This is a genomic window from Halioglobus sp. HI00S01 (genome assembly GCF_001635445.1).
GTDB lineage: Bacteria > Pseudomonadota > Gammaproteobacteria > Pseudomonadales > Halieaceae > Halioglobus > Halioglobus japonicus.
Map to the genome: position 1 here is coordinate 219818 of NZ_LWEE01000322.1, position 19310 is coordinate 239127.

General features: G+C 58.1%; 14 protein-coding genes. 4 read left to right on the forward strand and 10 right to left on the reverse strand.

All coding sequences use genetic code 11. The features are described 5' to 3' along the window. Positions 1-148 precede the first annotated feature (148 nt). Entirely contained in the window at positions 149-559 is a 411-nt protein-coding gene (locus tag A3709_RS20685) for a nuclear transport factor 2 family protein (RefSeq protein WP_066059363.1), read from the forward strand. On the opposite strand, the gene A3709_RS20690 is transcribed toward A3709_RS20685, so the two are convergent. Next, entirely contained in the window at positions 556-2283 is a 1728-nt protein-coding gene (locus A3709_RS20690) for a gamma-glutamyltransferase family protein (protein WP_066059244.1), read from the reverse strand. The genes A3709_RS20685 and A3709_RS20690 overlap by 4 nt on opposite strands. A gap of 150 nt (positions 2284-2433) precedes the next feature. On the opposite strand from A3709_RS20690, the gene A3709_RS20695 reads away from it, so the two are divergent. Then, positions 2434-3273, forward strand: coding sequence for a sulfotransferase domain-containing protein (locus A3709_RS20695; protein WP_066059247.1), 840 nt, complete (start codon positions 2434-2436; stop codon positions 3271-3273). Between the two features lie 726 nt (positions 3274-3999). On the opposite strand, the gene A3709_RS20705 is transcribed toward A3709_RS20695, so the two are convergent. Continuing rightward, positions 4000-4590 (reverse strand): pyridoxamine 5'-phosphate oxidase family protein, encoded by a 591-nt coding sequence (locus A3709_RS20705; protein WP_066059253.1) that lies wholly within the window; start codon positions 4588-4590, stop codon positions 4000-4002. Positions 4591-4681: 91 nt separating this feature from the next. Between A3709_RS20705 and A3709_RS20710 the strand changes: the two genes are divergently transcribed. After that, a complete protein-coding gene (locus tag A3709_RS20710) occupies positions 4682-6127 on the forward strand; it encodes a PLP-dependent aminotransferase family protein (RefSeq protein ID WP_066059366.1) in 1446 nt (481 codons plus the stop codon). Between the two features lie 114 nt (positions 6128-6241). Beyond that, the gene (locus A3709_RS20715; RefSeq protein WP_066059256.1) at positions 6242-8371 is read left to right on the forward strand and encodes a carboxy terminal-processing peptidase; all 2130 of its coding nucleotides are present in this window, start codon (positions 6242-6244) and stop codon (positions 8369-8371) included. Between the two features lie 465 nt (positions 8372-8836). On the opposite strand, the gene A3709_RS20720 is transcribed toward A3709_RS20715, so the two are convergent. The 8 genes from A3709_RS20720 to tig all read right to left on the reverse strand — a co-directional run bounded on the left by A3709_RS20720 (position 8837) and on the right by tig (position 18987). Further along, entirely contained in the window at positions 8837-9352 is a 516-nt protein-coding gene (locus A3709_RS20720; protein WP_066059261.1) for a DUF1285 domain-containing protein, read from the reverse strand. A gap of 18 nt (positions 9353-9370) precedes the next feature. Further along, the gene (locus A3709_RS20725; RefSeq protein ID WP_066059264.1) at positions 9371-10555 is read right to left on the reverse strand and encodes a phosphoglycerate dehydrogenase; all 1185 of its coding nucleotides are present in this window, start codon (positions 10553-10555) and stop codon (positions 9371-9373) included. Between the two features lie 8 nt (positions 10556-10563). After that, positions 10564-12444, reverse strand: coding sequence for a SurA N-terminal domain-containing protein (locus A3709_RS20730; protein ID WP_066059267.1), 1881 nt, complete (start codon positions 12442-12444; stop codon positions 10564-10566). A gap of 99 nt (positions 12445-12543) precedes the next feature. Further along, entirely contained in the window at positions 12544-12819 is a 276-nt protein-coding gene (locus A3709_RS20735; RefSeq protein ID WP_066059270.1) for an HU family DNA-binding protein, read from the reverse strand. A 178-nt stretch (positions 12820-12997) separates the two neighbouring features. Continuing rightward, positions 12998-15409 (reverse strand): endopeptidase La, encoded by a 2412-nt coding sequence (gene lon, locus A3709_RS20740; protein ID WP_066059273.1) that lies wholly within the window; start codon positions 15407-15409, stop codon positions 12998-13000. A gap of 117 nt (positions 15410-15526) precedes the next feature. After that, on the reverse strand, positions 15527-16819 hold the full coding sequence (clpX, locus tag A3709_RS20745; protein ID WP_066059276.1) for an ATP-dependent Clp protease ATP-binding subunit ClpX: 1293 nt from the start codon (positions 16817-16819) through the stop codon (positions 15527-15529). Positions 16820-16931: 112 nt separating this feature from the next. Further along, on the reverse strand, positions 16932-17573 hold the full coding sequence (gene clpP, locus A3709_RS20750) for an ATP-dependent Clp endopeptidase proteolytic subunit ClpP (protein ID WP_066059280.1): 642 nt from the start codon (positions 17571-17573) through the stop codon (positions 16932-16934). A gap of 82 nt (positions 17574-17655) precedes the next feature. Next, entirely contained in the window at positions 17656-18987 is a 1332-nt protein-coding gene (gene tig, locus A3709_RS20755; RefSeq protein WP_066059283.1) for a trigger factor, read from the reverse strand. Between the last annotated feature and the right edge of the window lie 323 nt (positions 18988-19310).

The window sequence follows — 19310 nt, forward strand, 5'->3', positions numbered from 1 at the left end:
GGGGCATGTTAGCTAATTCCTGATGCTGGCGCGCGGCAGGAGCTAACGCTAGACTCGATTGGTATAAGAATCTGATCGGGGAGAAATGGGTGTCGCTGTTATGCTGACACCAACAACAATGGCATCCCTTGAACCGCGAGAAAGCACCATGGCCGAAGAAAATCACCTGGCTGTCCAGGCCAACATGAAATCGATCAAGTACGCCTCTGAGGGCAATAAAGAGGGCTGGTTGGCCCTCTATGCAGATGACGCCCTGGTCCAGGATCCCGTAGGCGTATCCCCGATGGACCCGTCCGGTGAAGGGCATCAGGGCAAAGCTGCCATTGAGGCATTCTGGGACAATGTTATCGGACCATCGAATATCGAAATCACAGTCAGCAAACGCTGGTTGAGCGGACCAAACTGCGTCTGCGTGGCCCAGGTCGCGCGCAACGATCTGGGCAATGGCAAATTTTCCGACTGCGATATGCTGGCCGTCTACGTGGTCAATGACGAGGGGCTGATTACCAGTATGAAGGCCCACTGGGACTTCGACGCACTGATAGCGCAGCTCAGCTAAGGCGCGATCGAACCCACCGTTCCCTCACGGCGCGGATCCGCCGCGCCGATCAACGCGCCCTGCTCCAGCAGGATCAGGTGAACACCGGAGTTTTCACCCTGGCGTTCTTCCACCGTATAACCGCGTTGCTTGAGCACGCCGGCCAGTTCCTTACCCTGCTCGAGCGCAACTTCTACCCGCACCCGATTGCCCCGAGCAATGATATTGGGATAGGCCAGCGCCTCTTCCGGCGAGAGGCCCCAGTCAAGAATCGCCACCATGGACTTGAACACATAGGCCGGGATGGAATTCCCCCCCGGTGAGCCGGTAACCATTTTCAACTGGCCCGCGGCGTCAAACACCATAATCGGCGACATCGATGAACGAGGCCGTTTACCGGGGGCTATCGCGTTGGCCTGGGGTGGTGCATCCGGCTCGTAGGCGCGCGCGAAGTCGGTCAGCTGGTTATTGAGCAGAAAACCCGCAGCCCATCGGGAGGAGCCGAAAGGCGCTTCAACCGTCGCCGTCATGGACACCGCATTGCCTTCTCCATCAACGATCGACAAGTGCGTGGTTCCTGCCACTTCATCGGTGGTGTCGGCGCTCCAGGTCAGCGCCAGACCATCGCCATCATAGGCTTGCGGATCACCATGGCTTACAGGGGCATCCGGTGCAAAGCGCTGCCCGGCTCGGGCCTGCAAATAGCCTGCGCTCAGCAGGCCTTGAATCGGCACGTCGACAAAATCAGGGTCGCCGAAAAAATGATCGCGATCGGCGTAGGCCAGACGCTGGGCATCGACAAACGCCGCGAGCTTGTCATCTGTACTGGCGTCGGCCGCCACCAAGTGTTTGTACAGCGCCATCATCATCATGGGCGCCACCGCAGAGGACGGCGGCGTGGCACCGCACAGCGTTAATGTACGAAACGGAATACAGGTGACAGGGCGCTCTCGCGTACTGTAAGCGGCAATATCTTCGAGACTCAGCGTGCCCGGGTTAGGCTCCAGCCGCGCCCCGGCGACCATGTCCTCGGCAATAGCGCCGTGATAAAACGCCTTGCTGCCGTTACGCGCTATCGCTTTGAGGGTTGCAGCATACGCAGGGTTGTCACGCACCTCGCCGGCCTGCAGTGGCTTACCTTCCGGGAAGAAGTATTCGGCGGCGCCGGGATTCTCATCCAGACCCGATACAGGTGCTATCCTCGGCAGAAAGCCAGCCAGGCGCGGCGAAACCTCAAAGCCCTTCTCTGCCAGCTTGATAGCCGGCTCGAACAGCGTTTCCCAGGGCAGGTTGCCATGCTTGCGATGCGTATCTTCGTAAAGCTTGATCGCTCCCGGTACGCCTACGGCCTGCCCGCTTTGCCAGGCATCGAGAAATCCGAGGGCTTTGCCATTGCGCATAAACATGTCGACACTCACGCCGGCAGGCGCGATTTCCCGGCCGTCATGAAACAGCGTTTCACCGCTATCGCGCTCATAANCCACCATGAACGCCCCACCGCCAATACCCGAGCTTTGCGGTTCGACCAGTCCGAGTACGGCGTGCGCGGCTATCGCCGCATCGACCGCATGACCACCCTCTTCGAGCATCTGCATGGCGGCGGCCGTTGCATGCGGGTTGGCGGTCGTCGCCATGGCACCGTAGGCCCAGGGGGCAGGCTTGATTTCATCCGTGTGACGGGAACCGGAACAAGCACTGGTGGTGAAAACCACGAGCGCACCGACCACTGCGATGAGCTTTTGCATGACTATCCTTGCTGAAACAGGCGAGGCCCACAGTTATACACGCAAGCGCCGGCTAATGAAATACAGCAGAGCCCACGCGGCAGCGTCCCGGCTAGGTTTTGCGATGCTATACTCGCGCCCAATCAATTTTACGAAAGAACCGAGCCTTACATGGGAAACATTGTCTGGATGGCCTCCTATCCCAAATCGGGAAATACCTGGGTGCGCGCCTTCTTGCACAACTATATTCACGATGGGGAAGTCCCGTCGGATATCAACCAGCTAAACGATTTCTTTGCCAATGAATCCAATGTGAGCTGGTATCAGCCCCTGAGCAAGGAGCCCCTGGAAAACCTCGATCGGCAGGCCATTTGCCGCATGCGCCCTCTCGTGCAGAAACGCATAGCCAGCCGACGCGCCGGTACCAGCATGGTGAAGACCCATAACTTTCTCGGCGCTTACGAAGGCCTGCCCTTGCACGACATGAGCCTAACCAGCGGCGCCATCGCCATTGTGCGAAACCCACTGGATGTGGTCTCTTCACTGGCAGATCACTTCGGCCTCAACCTTGATGAAGCCGTTGGATTCATGGGCGCCGATACTACCGGCACACCGACAGATGAGAACAATGTCGCCAGCGTACTCGCCTCCTGGTCTACCCACGTCGACAGTTGGACCCGCGATACAAGTGGCGCGACCTGCGTGCTGCGTTACGGGGATTTGCTGCAAAAACCGCTTAAGCACTTTGGTGCCCTCACCCGCTTTCTGGGCTTGCCCCAGGACCGCGGGCGTCTACAACGCGCCATAGACCACTCCAACTTCGCGACGCTCAAACGTCTTGAGGAGCGCGAAGGTTTTGTTGAGCGCAGCCCCAACTCGCAGCGCTTTTTCCGCAGCGGCCGCCAGAATCAGTGGCGGGACCTGCTCACACCGCACCAAGTGCAGCAGTTGGTCGATGACCACCGGGCCATGATGGCCAGGTTCGACTATATTCCCCCGACCTATCGATAGAGACTCGACGCAATGAATCAGGAATTCACGATCAGCTCGCGCTTTAATGGACCGCCGGCCTCCGGCAATGGCGGCTATAGCTGCGGTGTCATTGCCGCACATGTCGAAGGACCGGCCAGGGTTCGCCTTATGGTCCCCCCNCCCCTCGATACGCCGCTGCAGGTTGTCACCGGCGATGACGGCGGCGTGCAACTCCTCGCCGGCGATACGCTGGTGGGCGCTGGCAGCCCGTGCACCATGGATTCGAACATACCGCCCGCGCCATCACTGTCCGAGGCTGAGGAGGCAAGCAAGGGCTATCCCTGTTATCACGAGCATGTGTTCGGTACCTGCTTTGTGTGTGGGCCCCATCGCCCTGCTCACGATGGACTGGAACTGTTTCCCGGCCCCGTCCACAACTGGCAGTTAATCGCCTGCCCCTGGCAGGTGCGCGACGATTTATGCGATGCGAGCGGTCATGTCCGCGAGGAAATTCTGTGGAGCGCGCTGGACTGCCCGGGCTACTTTGCGGCCATGGGCGGCGAACTGCGCCACGCCGTTCTCGGCCAGCTCGACGGCGAAATCCGTCAGCCTGTCAGCGGTTCTGAAACGCTGGTCGTCTACGCCTGGCCACTGGGTCACGAGGGCCGCAAGCACTACGCGGGAACCGCGATTGCATTGCAGGATGGCACTGTTGTCGCACAAAGCCGGTCCATCTGGATTGAACTGAAGTCCAGCTAACTGCAGTTACGTTTCGCTGTGATACGGACACACCGGCACTGTGCCGTGCCACACCGGCAGCGACATGTCCTCAGGCTCCTCGTTCGGTCCACCGCTGCGCGACTTNCCCGCACCCTCGACAATCTCTAACTCTATTAACGCCGTGGCCTTGCGTTCCTGATCGCTGGGCGGTCTTACCTTGTCCCAGCGCCCCGCCTCAAACTGGTTAATGCACACAGAAAAAGCGCGGTCAAAGTCCTGTGGATCGATGACACGCCTGCCGCGACAATAAACAACCGCAGAGCGATAGTTGGCGCTGTGGTGATAGGCGGATTTGGCCAACACCCACTCCTGGCACTCGGCAAAGGAAATGCACACCTCCCCGCCGGCCTCCAGCAGGCGCTGCAGTCGGCTCTTATTGATTGTGTGGAAGTACAGTGCATCGTCCACGCGCCACACCGTCATGGGAATGACGTGCAACTGGTCTTCCCAGGTGAAGCCGATGTGGCCTAGTTTGAGATCATCAATCAACCGGTAGATCGCCGCCTTTTCATAGGTCGCCCGCTGCCTGGCCCGTTTAACCGTGGCTCGTTGACCGTGCGCCAATTGTTGTTCCATGCGTCGCCTCTGACGTGGAGAGTTGAACCGCCATGCTATAGAATATTGGCACCTCAAAAAGATCCAATTTGTATATATTGATGGGGCCAATATGCAAATCCCAGCACTGAGTGATCTCGCGCTAACTGCAGACCAACCTCTGCAGCGCCAGCTCTACCAGGCCTTCAGCCTCCGTATCAGGGATGGATTGTGGAGCGAGGGCCAGCGGCTGCCAGCTTCTCGCCAAATCGCCAGCGACCTGGGCGTCAGTCGCAATACCGTAACCGGCGCACTGTCCCAACTGATCGCCGAGGGCTTTCTGGTGGCACGTCCCGGCAGTGGCACGTTTGTGGCAGCTGGCTTCGAACGGCATCAACCCGAAGCCGTCAATTGGCAACAACAGCCACAACTACCAGGGCTTTCCCACTACGGCACCGCCCTGGCTGCAAAAGCTATGCCCGAAGTGCATGTCCAGCTGCCCTTTACCCTGGGAATCCCTGACCTGCGCGCTTTTCCTCTGTCTGTCTGGAACCGTGTTCAGCGACAGCAACAGGATCGATTGCACCTGTTGGGCTATGACGGGTATCAGGGCTATGCACCACTGCGCGAAGCATTGGCGGACTATCTCAGGGTATCCAGGCAGGTTCAGTGTCACGCGGACCAGATTGTCATTACCCAGGGGGCTCAGCAGGCGATTAGTCTGTGCGCCCAGGTACTGCTCGACCCAGGCGACCCGGTGCTGGTTGAAAATCCGGGCTATGTCGGCGCGCGCAGAGCCCTGCAGGCCCACGCAGCGGCACTGACACCGGTGGACGTGGATCATCGAGGGTTACAGCCCGCACAGCTGCCTGCGGCCAGCGCGGCGAAAATCATGTACATCACCCCGACTCACCACTATCCACTGGGCGGCATTATGAGTGCCCCGGACCGACTGGAGCTGCTCGACTGGGCGGCACGCACCGGTACGTGGCTGATCGAAGACGACTACGATTCCGAATTCCATTTCCACGGCCACCCGATAGCGGCGCTCCAGGGTATGGCTGCGCAAACACCTGTACTGTACCTGGGCAGCTTCAGTAAAACGCTGTTCCCTGCCCTGCGTCTCGGGTACCTGGTACTACCAGAACCGCTCGTAGGATCCTTTCTGCATGCTAAGCGCCACATGGATGGCGAATCGCCGCTATTACAGCAAGCCACTGTCGCCCAGTTTGTGCAGGAGGGGCATTTCCAACGCCACCTGCGTCGCATGCGCGTTCGCTACCGGGAAAAATGGGAACACCTGTCAGCGTTGATAGCCAGCGAGCTTGACGGTCTGGCGACGCCAGTTGCCGAAAGTGCCGGCATGCATCTGGTGCTGCGCATTCCCGGCGTGAATGACGACGCCCTCGTTCGCGACCTTACTGACGCAGGCTTCGGCGGCACAGCCCTGAGCAGCTACTACGTTGGCCAGGACCGCCCAACAGGCCTGGCCCTGGGTTTTGCCAACACTGATGAACGACAGCGTATTGCCGGTGTTTGTCGGCTCCGTGAACTGATTCTATCGCACCGTAAAAGCTGAACTTTTTGCCGCAGGGTCTATCATAGTTAAAGCTTTAATCGAGGTAGGCACCTGCCCACAGGGCGGGTACACTGCACCTCAATAACACGAGTTGGTACAAACATTTTGAGTACAATGCGCACCATTGCGGCCCTGAGCCGTAACACGCTTCTCGGCCTTGCACTGATTGCACCGGCCACACCCTCGCTTGCCCTGATCGACTACAGCGACGCCCAGCGGGAAACCATCGTCGAACTGGTCGAGCAGCTGGAAGACCGACACTATGCCAAGCTGAAGTATGATGACGAGCTGTCATCCCAGCATCTGGACGCCTACATCAACAGCCTCGATGGCAGCAAAATGTTCTTCACCGCTGCCGACATCGATGAATTTGAGCAGTACCGCAGCGTCATGGACGACCAGTTGCCCGAGGGCAACCTGACTGCCGGCTACGCCATTTTCAATCGCTTCCACGAGCGCCTCGAAACCCGCCTTGAGGCGGTTCTGAGTAATTTGCCCGCCACGGTGGCCGCCATGGACTTCAATATCGACGAGGCCTACATGCTCGATACCGACGACCGCCCCTGGGCCGACAGCCAGGACGTCCTCGACGATCGCTGGCGCAAGCACATCAAGAACCAGGTGCTCGGCCTGCGTCTGGCGGACAAACCCACCGAGGAAATCCCCGAAACCCTGGATCGCCGCTACCGCAACCAACTCAAGCGCGTCCAGCAGTACAACAGCCAGGACGTGTTCCAGATTTACGCCAACGCCCTGACCGAGCTTTACGACCCACACACCAATTATTTCTCGCCGCGCCGGTCCGAGAACTTCAACATCAACATGAGCCTTTCTCTGGAAGGTATCGGTGCCGTATTGCAGGTGGAAGACGAGTACACCAAAGTCTCCCGCCTTGTGCCCAAGGGCCCCGCTGACAAGCAGGGCGAGCTCCAGGCCTCCGATCGAATTGTCGGTGTCGGCCAGGGCGACGACGGTGACATCGAAGATGTGATCGGCTGGCGTCTGGATGAAGTAGTCGAACTGATTCGCGGTCCCAAGGACACCACCGTGCGCCTGCAGGTGATTCCGGCCAAGTCCAAGTCCACCGATGAACGCAAGACCATTACCATTGTGCGCAACAAGGTGAAGCTGGAGGAACAGTCGGCCCAGAAGACGATTCTCGAAGTGCCCAATGGCGATGAAATCCTGAAAGTCGGCGTTATCGACATCCCTGCTTTCTACATCGACTTTGAAGCCATGCGCCGCGGTGACAAGGACTACAAGAGCACCACCCGCGACGTTAAGAAATTGCTGCAGGAACTGCAGGAAGAAGGCATCGACGGCCTGGTCATGGATTTGCGCAACAACGGCGGCGGCTCACTGCAAGAGGCCAATGAACTGACCGGCCTGTTCATTGAATACGGCCCCACGGTGCAGATTCGCCACTCTTCCCGTCGTGTATGGCGCGACGGCAAGCGCCTGCGCAGCGAATACTACGATGGCCCCCTGGTGGTACTGATTAACCGCCTGAGTGCTTCCGCATCGGAAATTTTTTCCGGCGCCATTCAGGATTACGAGCGCGGCATTATTGTGGGCGACCGTTCCTTCGGCAAAGGCACTGTGCAAACGCTCACCCCACTGACCGAGGGGCAGCTGAAAATCACCGAGAGCAAGTTCTACCGTATTTCAGGCGACTCTACCCAGCACCGCGGCGTCGTACCGGACATTACCTTTCCGTCCGTATACGACCCTGAGCAGATCGGCGAAAGCTCCCTGGACCACGCCCTGAACTGGGACCAGATAANCGGCGTGCGCCACCGCCGCTACGACGACCTCACTTCGGTATTGCCACGGATTACCACGTTGTTCAAAGAACGCTCAGTGACTAACCCTGACTTTGTCTTCCTGGAAGACCAGATCGCTCTCGCCGCCCAGACCCGGGAGCTCAAGGAACTGCCCCTGAACGAAGCGGCCCGTATCGCACTGCGCGAAAGCCAGGAAGAGAAAGCCCTGGCTATCGAGAACAAGCGCCGGGTTGCCCTAGGTGAAGAGCCTCTGACGTCACTTGACGAGGAAGAGGAAACGGATGAGGACGCGGGCGATGAAACGGCTGAGTCTGAAGTTGCCGATGCTGAAAGCGATGAAGCGACTAACGAGGAGGACGATAACGACGTCCTCCTCACCGAAGCGGGCAATGTGCTTGTGGATGCCCTCGTACTTAAGCAGCAGCGCTATGCAGCGCATTCTCCGCCTGCTGAAGAGTAAGCCCGCTGTGCGGTTGGTTTCTTTAGCTGGCCGCGCCTCTCTAGGCTGGTGCTTCAGATTGGTTCGTTATCGCTAGCCGCCCCACCGCGGCGCTTTATTGTTCGTCACGGCCACCTGCCCCGCTTCGGCGGCTACGGCCGTGTGGCACCTCGGAGTGGGATTGCTACGCAGCCCTCAAACAATCCCCACGGAAAGCCCTTCGCCGCCTCCCGCTACGCAGAAGGCATGGCCTGATTGTGCCGCGCAATAAAACCCGACGGCGGCGCTCTGATCAGTCCATCATTAAAATTTCTTGCGCCCTAGTGGCCCATTGGAACAGCTGAACAAAGGCCTGCGGTTGGGAGTGAGGCTTCGGAAATCGTGCGAAGCCATGAATGGCACAGCCCGAAACGCCCACGGACGGCCTGCTGTGGTTTCGGAAGCCTCACTCCCAATCACTGGCCGCATAGCCAGCTGAAACCAGAATCATTCGAGCAAGGAAAAGGAATAATCGCCGCTAACCACCATGCCATTAGCGTCAGCAAGTTCCACAAGCCGATACCAGGCATTTCTGGAGAACAACGCCGTGAGCCCATGCCACAGCGTAACACCCGCCACATTGTCTCTCAGCGGCTCCAGGAACAACGTATGCGCCTCACCAACGGTGAGACTCCGCCCGGTATTCAAGGTGAGCTCGAGTGTGTTGTTCGAAGAAGTGATGTCGGTAACGATAAGAGGATGCAATTCCACCTGCAGCCGCCACTTCTCGGCCGGCGTAACCAGGTAGTAGTCGCCGTCTTCTTCGCGACGCAGAATGCTGGCAAACAGCTTGAGAAGAGATTCACGCCGGATCGGGTCGCCCTCGTGCAGCCAGGTGCCGTCGGCGAGAATGGTAATGTCGATATCGCCAGACAGCGGCGGATGCCACAGGTGCAGAGGCGGCGCATCGAAGTTGCGCTTGGAGGCGAGCTGCTGCTCTATCTTGTCCGGCGGGTCAGACATGGCAACAGCCTCAGCGAGTCAGTCGCAGTCGCCAATCAGGCGAACGTTGATCACGCCTTCCAGCGCGCGCATTTTTTCCAACACCTCATCTGAGGCATGGCACTCAATGTCGATGAGGTTGTAGGCAATGTCTTCGCGGCTCTTGTTGAGCATGTCGATGACGTTGATATTCTCATCAGCAAGAATGGACAGCACGCTGCCGAGGATTCTCGGGACGTTTTCGTTGGTTAGCGACAGACGGCAACCGGTGACACGCTCCAGGATCAGGTTGGGGAAATTCACCGAGTTGCGGATATTGCCGTTCTCGAGGAAATCCCGCAGCTGGTTGGCCGCCATAATCGCGCAATTGTCTTCTGCCTCTTCGGTGCTGGCACCAATGTGCGGCATAAGAATGACATCGTCGCGACCGATCAGGCCCGGTGACGGGAAATCGGCGATGTACTTGCGCAGCGGGCCGCTCTCCAGCGCCGCGAGCAAGGCGTCTTCGTCAACAATTTCCTGGCGAGCAAAATTCAACAGGCAGGCGCCTTCACGCATGGCCGCCAAGAGCTCTGCGTTTACCAGACCGCGTGTGGAATCGAGTACCGGCAAATGCAGAGAAATGTAATCACACTTGGCAAACAGCGCCGACAGTGTATCTGCGCGCTGTACCTGGCTGGACAGGCGCCAGGCGGCCTCTACCGACAGCGCAGGGTCGTAGCCGATCACGTCCATGCCCATAGTGAGCGCCATCTCGGCCACCATGGAGCCAATAGCACCGAGGCCCACAACGCCCAGGGTCTTGCCGACCAGCTCACTGCCCTTGAATTCCTTCTTATGGGCCTCGAGTGTCTTGTTCAGTTCCGCCTTGTCTGTCATGTTGGCCAGGGTTGCGACATAGTCGATACCTTCGACGATGCCACGCGAGCCCAGCAACAGGCCTACCGCGACCAGTTCTTTCACGGCATTGGCATTGGCGCCTGGTGCATTGAACACGGGGATGCCGCGCTTGCTGCAGTCAGCCACAGGCACGTTGTTAGTGCCGGCACCGGCGCGACCGATGGCGAGCACTGAATCCGGGATGTCCTCGGACTTCAACTTGTGGGAGCGCAGTAGAATCGCATCGGGATGCGCGAACTCGCTGGCAACTTCGTAGTCTTCCCGCGGCAGTCTTTCCAGGCCCTTAACCGAGATCGCGTTAAGGGTAAGAATTTGCTTGGCCATGGTTATCCTTAGATTACGGTTATGTCAGCGCTGGCGCGCTTACCCTGTTGGTATTCAGCGTCCAGCAGCTGCCCTGCTTCGCCATTCATCTGCTGACGCAACGCCGTTTGTTCGGCCTGCGGCATGCGGCCGAGATCACCTTCATTAACACGGTCAAGTTCATAGACCAGCGCATTACCGGTCACACTTAATACGTAGTCAATGCTGCTTTGGCCTTCAGCGGGCGCGGCAAGGCCGAACGCGCTACTCAGCACTTCCTGGGGGACGACAAGGTTGCGCCGATGGGCACCCAGCTCTACCTGCCACTCATAACCTTCTGCATTGGCCAGCTCTTCCACCGATGCGCCATCGCGCAGGCTGGCAACCGCTGCTTCTGCGGCGGCGCTGACTGCCTCACGTGCCCGCTCGTCGGAAATCAGGGCAACAATTTGCTCACTGACAGCTTCCAAGGGCATGACTGCTGCTTCGTTGTACGTGTTCACACGCAGCACGACCCAGTGTTCCGGGCTGAGTTCGATAACTTCACTGTTGTAGCCGGCATTCAGTACGTCGTCAGAGAAGGCTGCCGCGATCAGCTGGGCATTGCTGAACAATTCGTCCTGCGAGGTTCGGGTAACGCCCGCAGCCTGCTCGACTTCCAGCTCAAGCTCCCCGGCAGGGGAACCCAGGTCCTCGGCGTTAAACGCCAGATCCTTGAGGGTCTCTACGGTACGCATCAGCTCGATCCGCGCATCGGCCATGGCAACGCGCTCTTCGAGGTCCGGGCGCAACTGTTCGAAACTCGGTGGTTCACCTTCACGGCGATCGGTGACCTTGATGATATGAATACCTGCCTCAGTCTGTACCGGCTCGGATACCTGGCCGACTTCAAGTGCAGCAATGGCCTGCTCCATTTCCGCGGGGAACGCTTCGCCAGCGGTGTAACCGAGATCGCCACCAAAGTTGGCCGAGCCAATATCGTCCGAGTATGTCTGGGCGACTTCGCCGAAATCGGTGCCTTCTCCCAGCTTGCTCTGCGCCTCGGCGACCCGGGCCGCCCAGTCTTCAGCGCTCTCGTCATCGCGCTGTTCGAACAGAATGTGTGCCACGCCACTCTCGGTCTGATACTGGCTGGCCTGCAGCTCTTCCTGGTAGGCATCCTGCAGCGCGGTGTCATCCACCGGCTCGCGGAAATCTTCGGCGCGCAGTTCTATGAAATCGATATCCACGGACTCCTCAGACAGGAATTGCTGGCTGTTTGCCTCGTAGTAGGCCGCAATATCGGCCTCGGCGACAGTCACTTCAGCCTTGAACTCCGCCAGGGGTATGGTCATGAAGCGAATATCACGCTGCTCACCCGCCAGGCGCGCATTGAGCGCCAGTTCAGCAGGTGTCGCAAACTCACTGCCTGCGAGTCCGGCACGAGCCTGACCAACAATGAGGTCATCCGACAGTGTGGCCTTGAAAGACAGTGGCGTGTATCCGGCGTCCGACAAGGTGCCGCGATACAACTCAGGCGAGAACTGACCGCCCACCTGGAATTGCTCCATCTCACCAATAATGGTGCCCAGCTGGCGATCGGAAATCGTCAGACCCAGGCCCTCTGCCGCCTGCACCATCAGCTTGCGCTGGATTAGCCCTTCCATCACCTGGCCCTGGATCAATTGATCGTCGAGCAATGTAGGATCGAGGTTGTCGCCCATCATGGCAATCAGGCGCCGCTTTTGGTTGGTGACAGCCTGCTGTACTTCCTGCGGACTGATCTCTTCGCCGTTGACTTCAGCAACGCCACCACTGCCGCCGCTGAGCAAAATCGACTCCACCCCAAACAGGGCGAAGGCAGCGACAATAACGCCGACGATAATCTTGGAGACAGTGCCCTGGGCGTTTGCCCGAATATCTTGAAGCATGGTTTCTCTCTCGGGGGACTAAAAAAAAAGCGCACCGTTGAGTGCGCCTTTTTGTCTCGCCAGTAGCCCGATGCGTTAGCGCAGGCCGACTAACAGGACTTACGAGTTAACGGCATCCTTGAGCGCCTTGCCAGCTTTGAAGCCGGGGACGTTGGAAGCTTTGATTTCGATGGTGGCGCCGGTCTGCGGGTTGCGGCCTGTGCGGGCTGCGCGATGCTTAACGGCGAAGGTGCCGAAGCCTACCAGAGAGACCTGGTCGCCTTTGGCCAGTGCTTCAGTGATGCTGTCTACAACAGCGTCCAGCGCGCGGCCGGCAGAAGCTTTGGGCAGGTCCGCTGCGGCGGCAATTGCATCAATCAGTTCAGTCTTGTTCACACTTATCCCCTTGGAATTTTAGTCAGGTGAAATTTTAGTCTTTTAGCCCGGGGGGGCGTTCGAATTCGGATCGCTGTCATTTGCCCGAAACCCTTGCTGCGCTTAGGTTTCGGGGGTGGTGATCAGACGCACGACTTTATAACAGAGCGGGAATCCCGGTCAACGAAAAAGCCCGCTGCTAGTGCGTATTTATGCGATTTTTTTCCTCGTCGCTCGCTTCCTTGGTCGCGGCAGCGGTACTGGCAAGGTAGTCCTCGTCACTCAGCGGCTCGGGCATTGTCTCCAGGGCCATGGAAAGCACTTCATCAATCCATTTCACCGCCTTGATATTCAGATGCGCTTTGATGTTATCCGGCACCTCTTTGAGGTCGCGCTCATTCTCCTTCGGGATAATAACCGTCTTGATACCACCGCGGCGGGCTGCCAACAGTTTCTCTTTCAGGCCACCGATCGGCAGGACTTCTCCGCGCAGCGTGATTTCACCGGTCATGGCCACATCGGCGCGAACCGGGATATCCGTCAACACGGAGACCAGGGCGGTGCACATGGCGATACCCGCACTGGGGCCATCCTTGGGCGTAGCGCCTTCGGGCACGTGGATATGGACGTCGTGCTTTTCGTGGTAGTCCGCAGGAATACCGAGCAACTGGGAGCGACTGCGCACCACAGTGTTGGCCGCCTGAATCGACTCCTGCATCACATCGCCCAGGGAACCGGTCTTCACGTGACGGCCCTTACCGGTGACGGCTACCGCTTCGATGGTCAGCAGCTCGCCGCCGACCGATGTCCAGGCCAGACCTGTCACCTGACCAATCTTGTTCTCTTCCTCGGCGATCCCGTAGTTGTACTTCCGTACGCCCAGCAGATCCGGCAGCATTTCAGCGGTCACCTGACTGCCGCTCTCCATCTCCTCGAGGGTAATGGCCTTGACCATCTTACGGCAGACCTTGGCGATCTCACGCTCCAGGGAACGCACGCCGGCCTCGCGGGTGTAGTAGCGAATGATGTCAATGACCGCGCCATCATCCAGGGTGATCTCGCTTTTCTTCAGTCCGTTCAGCTTCAGCTGTTTGGGAATCAGGTAGCGCTCGGCGATATTGAGCTTTTCATCCTCGGTATAACCGGGAATCCTGATCACTTCCATACGGTCGAGCAATGGACCGGGGATGTTCATGGTGTTCGATGTGCAGACGAACATCACATCCGAGAGATCGTAATCGACCTCCAGGTAGTGGTCGTTGAACGCGTGGTTCTGCTCTGGATCGAGCACCTCAAGCATGGCTGAAGCGGGGTCGCCACGGTGATCCATGCCCATTTTGTCGATCTCGTCGAGCAAGAACAGCGGGTTCTTGACGCCGGACTTGGCCATTTTCTGGAGTAATTTACCCGGCATGGAACCGATATACGTCCGGCGATGGCCGCGGATTTCCGCTTCGTCGCGCACACCGCCCAGGGCCATGCGCACAAACTTGCGATTCGTCGCCCGGGCAATGGACTCGCCCAGCGAAGTCTTACCCACACCGGGAGGTCCTACCAGGCACAACACGGGGCCTTTGACCTTGCGCACCCGCTTTTGGACCGCCAGGTACTCGATAATCCGGTCTTTTACCTCGTCGAGCCCATAGTGATCCTCATCGAGAATCTTGGTGGCGCGCTTCAAGTCGTGCTTGACCTTGCTGCGCTTGGCCCAGGGCACGCTTACCATCCAGTCGATGTAGCTGCGCACCACCGATGCCTCGGCAGACATGGGCGACATCATTTTCAGCTTGCCCAGTTCCGCTTCGGCTTTTTCTTTGGCCTCGGCAGGCATCTTGGCTTCATCAATACGGGTCTGGAGTTCGTCTAGCTCGTTTGGCGCTTCGTCCATCTCGCCGAGTTCTTTCTGAATCGCTTTCATCTGCTCATTCAGGTAGTACTCGCGCTGGCTCTTCTCCATCTGCTTCTTAACGCGGCCGCGAATCCGTTTCTCCACCTGGAACAGGTCGATTTCCGCTTCCATCAGGCCCATCAGGTGCTCGAGGCGCGTCTTGATATCTGCGATCTCAAGAATGCGTTGCTTCTCTTCCAGATCGACGCTCATATGGGCCGCAATGGTGTCAGCCAGGCGACCGGGTTCATCGATGCCGGTCAGGGACGTCAGCACCTCGGAGGGAACTTTCTTGCTGAGGTTGACGTATTTCTCAAACTGGGTGTTGGTGGAACGCAGCAGGCCCTCGACTTCGGCGTCGGGGATGTCATCGCTGACGATTTCCTGGACCTGGGCTACGGCGAAGTTGTCGCCCTCTTCCACCGCTTCAACGGAGGCGCGATAGCCACCTTCCACCAGCACCTTAATGGTGCCGTCGGGAAGCTTCAGCAGCTGCAGAATGTTGGATACGGTACCAATCTGGTAAATATCGTCGGCGCCAGGGTTGTCGTCTGCGGCATTCCGCTGGGCGACCAAAAGCACCTGCTTGTCGTTGGCCATGGCGTCTTCCAACGCCTCGATAGACTTCTCCCGGCCGACGAATAGCGGTAATACCATGTGCGGATATACGACCACATCGCGCAGCGGTAACAGGGGGAGTTCAATTGCTGAGGGAAAACCCATAACTATCTCCGGGTTGGGCGGGGTTTAAGGCCTTGTCTTCTGGATATGGGGGCACGGTCCGAAAATACAAGCACCCGCTAGCAAGTGTAGCCCGGCTGCGCCGGGCTACCAGCTTGTTTATTCTTCTGTGGATGCGGCTCGAGCCGCAGGTTCGCTGTTCTGGTAGACCAGCAGAGGCTCGGAGTCGCCGCGAATCACAGATTCGTCGATGACAACTTTGCTGACATCATCCCGTGAGGGAATGTTGTACATGGAATCCAGCAAAACGCCTTCGAGGATGGAGCGCAGGCCCCGCGCGCCGGTTTTGCGCTCCATGGCTTTTTCAGCCACAGCCCGCAGACCGTCTTCGCGGAAGTCCACTTCAACCCCTTCCATTTCAAACAGCTTGCTGTACTGCTTCGTGAGGGAGTTTTTGGGTTCCGTGAGGATTTGGACCAGCGCATCGGAATCGAGTTCCTCAAGCGTTGCAATCACGGGCAGACGGCCCACAAATTCAGGGATAAGGCCGTACTGCACGAGATCTTCCGGCTCGAGCTCAAACAGCAGCTCGCCCACGTTACTGGTCTCGTCCTTGCTCTTGACCTCGGCGCTGAAGCCGATGCCACCCTTCTCGGAACGATTGCGGATCACCTTGTCCAGGCCGGCAAAAGCACCGCCACAGATGAACAGGATGTTGGAAGTGTCGACCTGCAGGAACTCCTGTTGGGGATGCTTGCGTCCACCCTGGGGCGGCACCGAAGCCACCGTACCTTCGATCAGCTTGAGCAGCGCTTGCTGTACGCCTTCACCGGACACGTCACGGGTAATTGAAGGGTTGTCCGACTTGCGGGAAATCTTGTCGATTTCATCGATGTAGACAATACCTACCTGGGCCTTCTCCACATCATAGTCGCACTTCTGCAGCAGCTTCTGGATGATGTTCTCAACATCCTCACCAACATAGCCCGCTTCAGTGAGCGTGGTGGCGTCGGCGATGGTAAAGGGCACATCCAGCAAGCGCGCCAGCGTTTCCGCCAGAAGTGTCTTGCCCGATCCAGTGGGGCCGACCAGGAGGATATTACTCTTGCCAAGTTCCACGTCGTCGCCGCGGCCCTGGCCGTGACGTAGACGCTTATAGTGGTTATAGACCGCCACAGACAGCACTTTTTTGGCTCGCTGCTGGCCGATCACGTATTCGTCCAAGATGGCCTTGATCTCCTGGGGTACCGGGAGGTGATCCTGCTGGCCGTCACCGCTGCTTTCCTGCACCTCCTCACGGATGATGTCATTACAGAGGTCGACGCACTCGTCGCAGATAAATACCGACGGACCAGCGATCAGTTTGCGTACTTCGTGCTGACTCTTGCCGCAGAAGGAGCAATACAGCAGTTTGCCGCTGTCATCGCCAGAAGTGGTAGTTTCGTCGCTCATTAAGACGCCCTATACACAATATATGGAAAGTCTCCGTCTCCGGAGACTCTAAGATGATGTTTTTTAGCGATTATTGCAAGCCCTGTTAGGTGCTTTGGACAGGTTCTGTAGCCTATTCCGAAGCACCGCCGCGGCTGGTCACAACCTCGTCAATCAGGCCGTATTCCATGCTTTCGTGGGCGTTCATGAAGCGATCGCGCTCAGTATCGCGCTCGATGACCTCAAGCGGCTGTCCCGTATGCCCTGCCATCAGCTCATTGAGCTTCTGGCGAATGATCAGAATTTCCTTGGCTTGGATCTCGATGTCAGTGGCCTGCCCCTGAGCACCGCCGGAGGGCTGGTGAATCATGGTGCGGGCGTTTGGCAGGCAATAACGCTTGCCCTTGGCACCACCGCAGAGCAGAAAAGCCCCCATAGACGCTGCCTGACCAATACACATGGTCGACACGTCGGGCTTAATGAACTGCATGGTGTCGTAGATCGACAAACCCGCGGTCACACTGCCGCCGGGAGAGTTGATGTAGAGGTGAATGTCTTTGTCGGGGTTTTCCGACTCAAGGAACAGGAGTTGGGCCACGATCAGGTTGGCCATCTGGTCCTCAACAGGACCTACGGCAAAGATAACGCGCTCTTTCAGCAGGCGGGAGTAGATGTCGAATGAGCGCTCCCCGCGAGAGGTTTGCTCTACCACCATAGGCACCAGGCCCAGGTTGTTAATGTCTTGAGAATTGCGCCCGTCTGGCTGAAATGGCATAGCGTATCGTCCCTAGTATTTCTTCTGTGGTGTATACGGGCGGCGGCGTCAGATGGCCCACCGCCCGGCGGGAGATACGGTATCAGGCTTCCTCTTCGCCCTGCTCGGCAGGTGCGATTGCTTCCTGATAACTGCACTCCTTATCCACTATCTTGGCACTCTCGAGGAGTTTTTCAACCACCTGGTCTTCAAGAACTTTAGATTCAACCGTCGCCAGCTGCTCCTGGTTCGAGTAGTACCAGTTGATCACCTCTTCAGGCTCCTGGTAGGTAGAGGCCATTTCCTCAATGGTGGCGCGGACTTTGTCACCGTCTGCCTTCAGCTCGAACTTGTTAATCAGCTCAGACAGCAGCAGACCCAGCTTGACGCGCTTCTCGGCATTTTCGGTGAACATATCGTCAGGCAGCAGGGATTTCAGGTCGAGATCCTGGCCTGCGGCACCGCCGAACTGCTGGAACATCTGGTTGCGCAGCGCATCGACTTCCTGAGCAATCAGCGCCTGGGGGATTTCCAGGGCATCGTGAGCATCGATAACCGCATCCATAACCTGCTGCTTGACCTTGGATTCGATGGCGTTCTTCAGTTCGCGGGTCATGTTCTCGCCCACTTCCTTGCGGAACTGCTCTTCACCGCCCTCTTCTACGCCGTACTTGGCGAACAGCTCTTCATCGAGCTCGGCGGGGGACATTTCCTGAACGTTCTGCAAAGTGACCTTGAATTCAACTGCCGCACCTTTCAGGTCTTCGCTGTGATAGTCCTCGGGGAAGGTCAGCTCGAGCGTCTTCTCTTCGCCGGCAGACATGCCCACGATGCCGTCCTCGAACCCGGGGATCATACGGCCGGAACCCAGCTCCAGCTCAGAGCCCTCAGCGCTGCCGCCCTCAAACGCCTCGCCGTCCTTGGTGCCGGCGAAATCAATGATGACCTTGTCTTCCAGCGCTGCGGGACGCTCGACGTCAGTCCAGCTGCCCTGCTGCTTGCGGAACACTTCGATGATCTCGTTCACGTCTTCGTCCTTGACGTCAGCGACCGGGCGCTCTACATCAAAGCCGCCGAGCTCGGCCACTTCAACGTCGGGGAATACTTCAAACGTCGCCACGTACTCGAGGTCTTTACCGGCTTCGAGCGACTTGGGCTCGATGCTGGGCTGCCCGGCAGGGCGCAGTTGTTCCTGTACCACAGCTTCCTGGAAGGACTGGCTCATGACTTCGCCCAATACTTCCTGGCGCACACCCGCACCAAAGCGCTGCTGCATGACCTTCATGGGCACTTTGCCGGGGCGGAAGCCGGGCAAACGCACGTTTTTTGCTGCCTTTTTCAGGCGGGTAACCACTTCTGCGTCAACGCGCTCGGCGGGTACGCCAACTGTCAGGCGACGCTCCAGGCCGGAAGTCGTCTCAATAGAAACCTGCATGGTATTTCCTCATAAATCGAAAAGTCTGTGGTGCCCGCCTCTTTTCCGAGGCGGCACCTGCCAAAAATATGGTGCGGAAGGGGGGACTTGAACTCCTATATTGACCCGCGCTAAACGCATCAAGAGCAATCAATGATCAAAGTCCTGTCTTCCACGAGATATTCAAGGATTAAGTCTTTGAATATCAACTAGTTACTTCGCCTCCTCCCAGTCAGCCCTGTGACCGAAATTTGCTGATAGCGGTCCTCCTAATATGCAACTGGGTGCATACTGGGCACAAGTCGGGCGAAGTTAATTAAAGGCGCGGAATTATACCTAGATGA

Bases quoted from the DNA above. Each gene is read 5' to 3' on its own strand.
- A3709_RS20710 (WP_066059366.1), top strand. From the start codon at position 4,682: ATGCAAATCCCAGCACTGAGTGATCTCGCGCTAACTGCAGACCAACCT.
- A3709_RS20725 (WP_066059264.1), bottom strand. From the start codon at position 10,555: ATGGCCAAGCAAATTCTTACCCTTAACGCGATCTCGGTTAAGGGCCTG.
- A3709_RS20685 (WP_066059363.1), top strand. From the start codon at position 149: ATGGCCGAAGAAAATCACCTGGCTGTCCAGGCCAACATGAAATCGATC.
- tig (WP_066059283.1), bottom strand. From the start codon at position 18,987: ATGCAGGTTTCTATTGAGACGACTTCCGGCCTGGAGCGTCGCCTGACA.
- clpP (WP_066059280.1), bottom strand. From the start codon at position 17,573: ATGCCATTTCAGCCAGACGGGCGCAATTCTCAAGACATTAACAACCTG.
- clpX (WP_066059276.1), bottom strand. From the start codon at position 16,819: ATGAGCGACGAAACTACCACTTCTGGCGATGACAGCGGCAAACTGCTG.
- A3709_RS20730 (WP_066059267.1), bottom strand. From the start codon at position 12,444: ATGCTTCAAGATATTCGGGCAAACGCCCAGGGCACTGTCTCCAAGATT.
- A3709_RS20720 (WP_066059261.1), bottom strand. From the start codon at position 9,352: ATGTCTGACCCGCCGGACAAGATAGAGCAGCAGCTCGCCTCCAAGCGC.
- lon (WP_066059273.1), bottom strand. From the start codon at position 15,409: ATGGGTTTTCCCTCAGCAATTGAACTCCCCCTGTTACCGCTGCGCGAT.
- A3709_RS20695 (WP_066059247.1), top strand. From the start codon at position 2,434: ATGGGAAACATTGTCTGGATGGCCTCCTATCCCAAATCGGGAAATACC.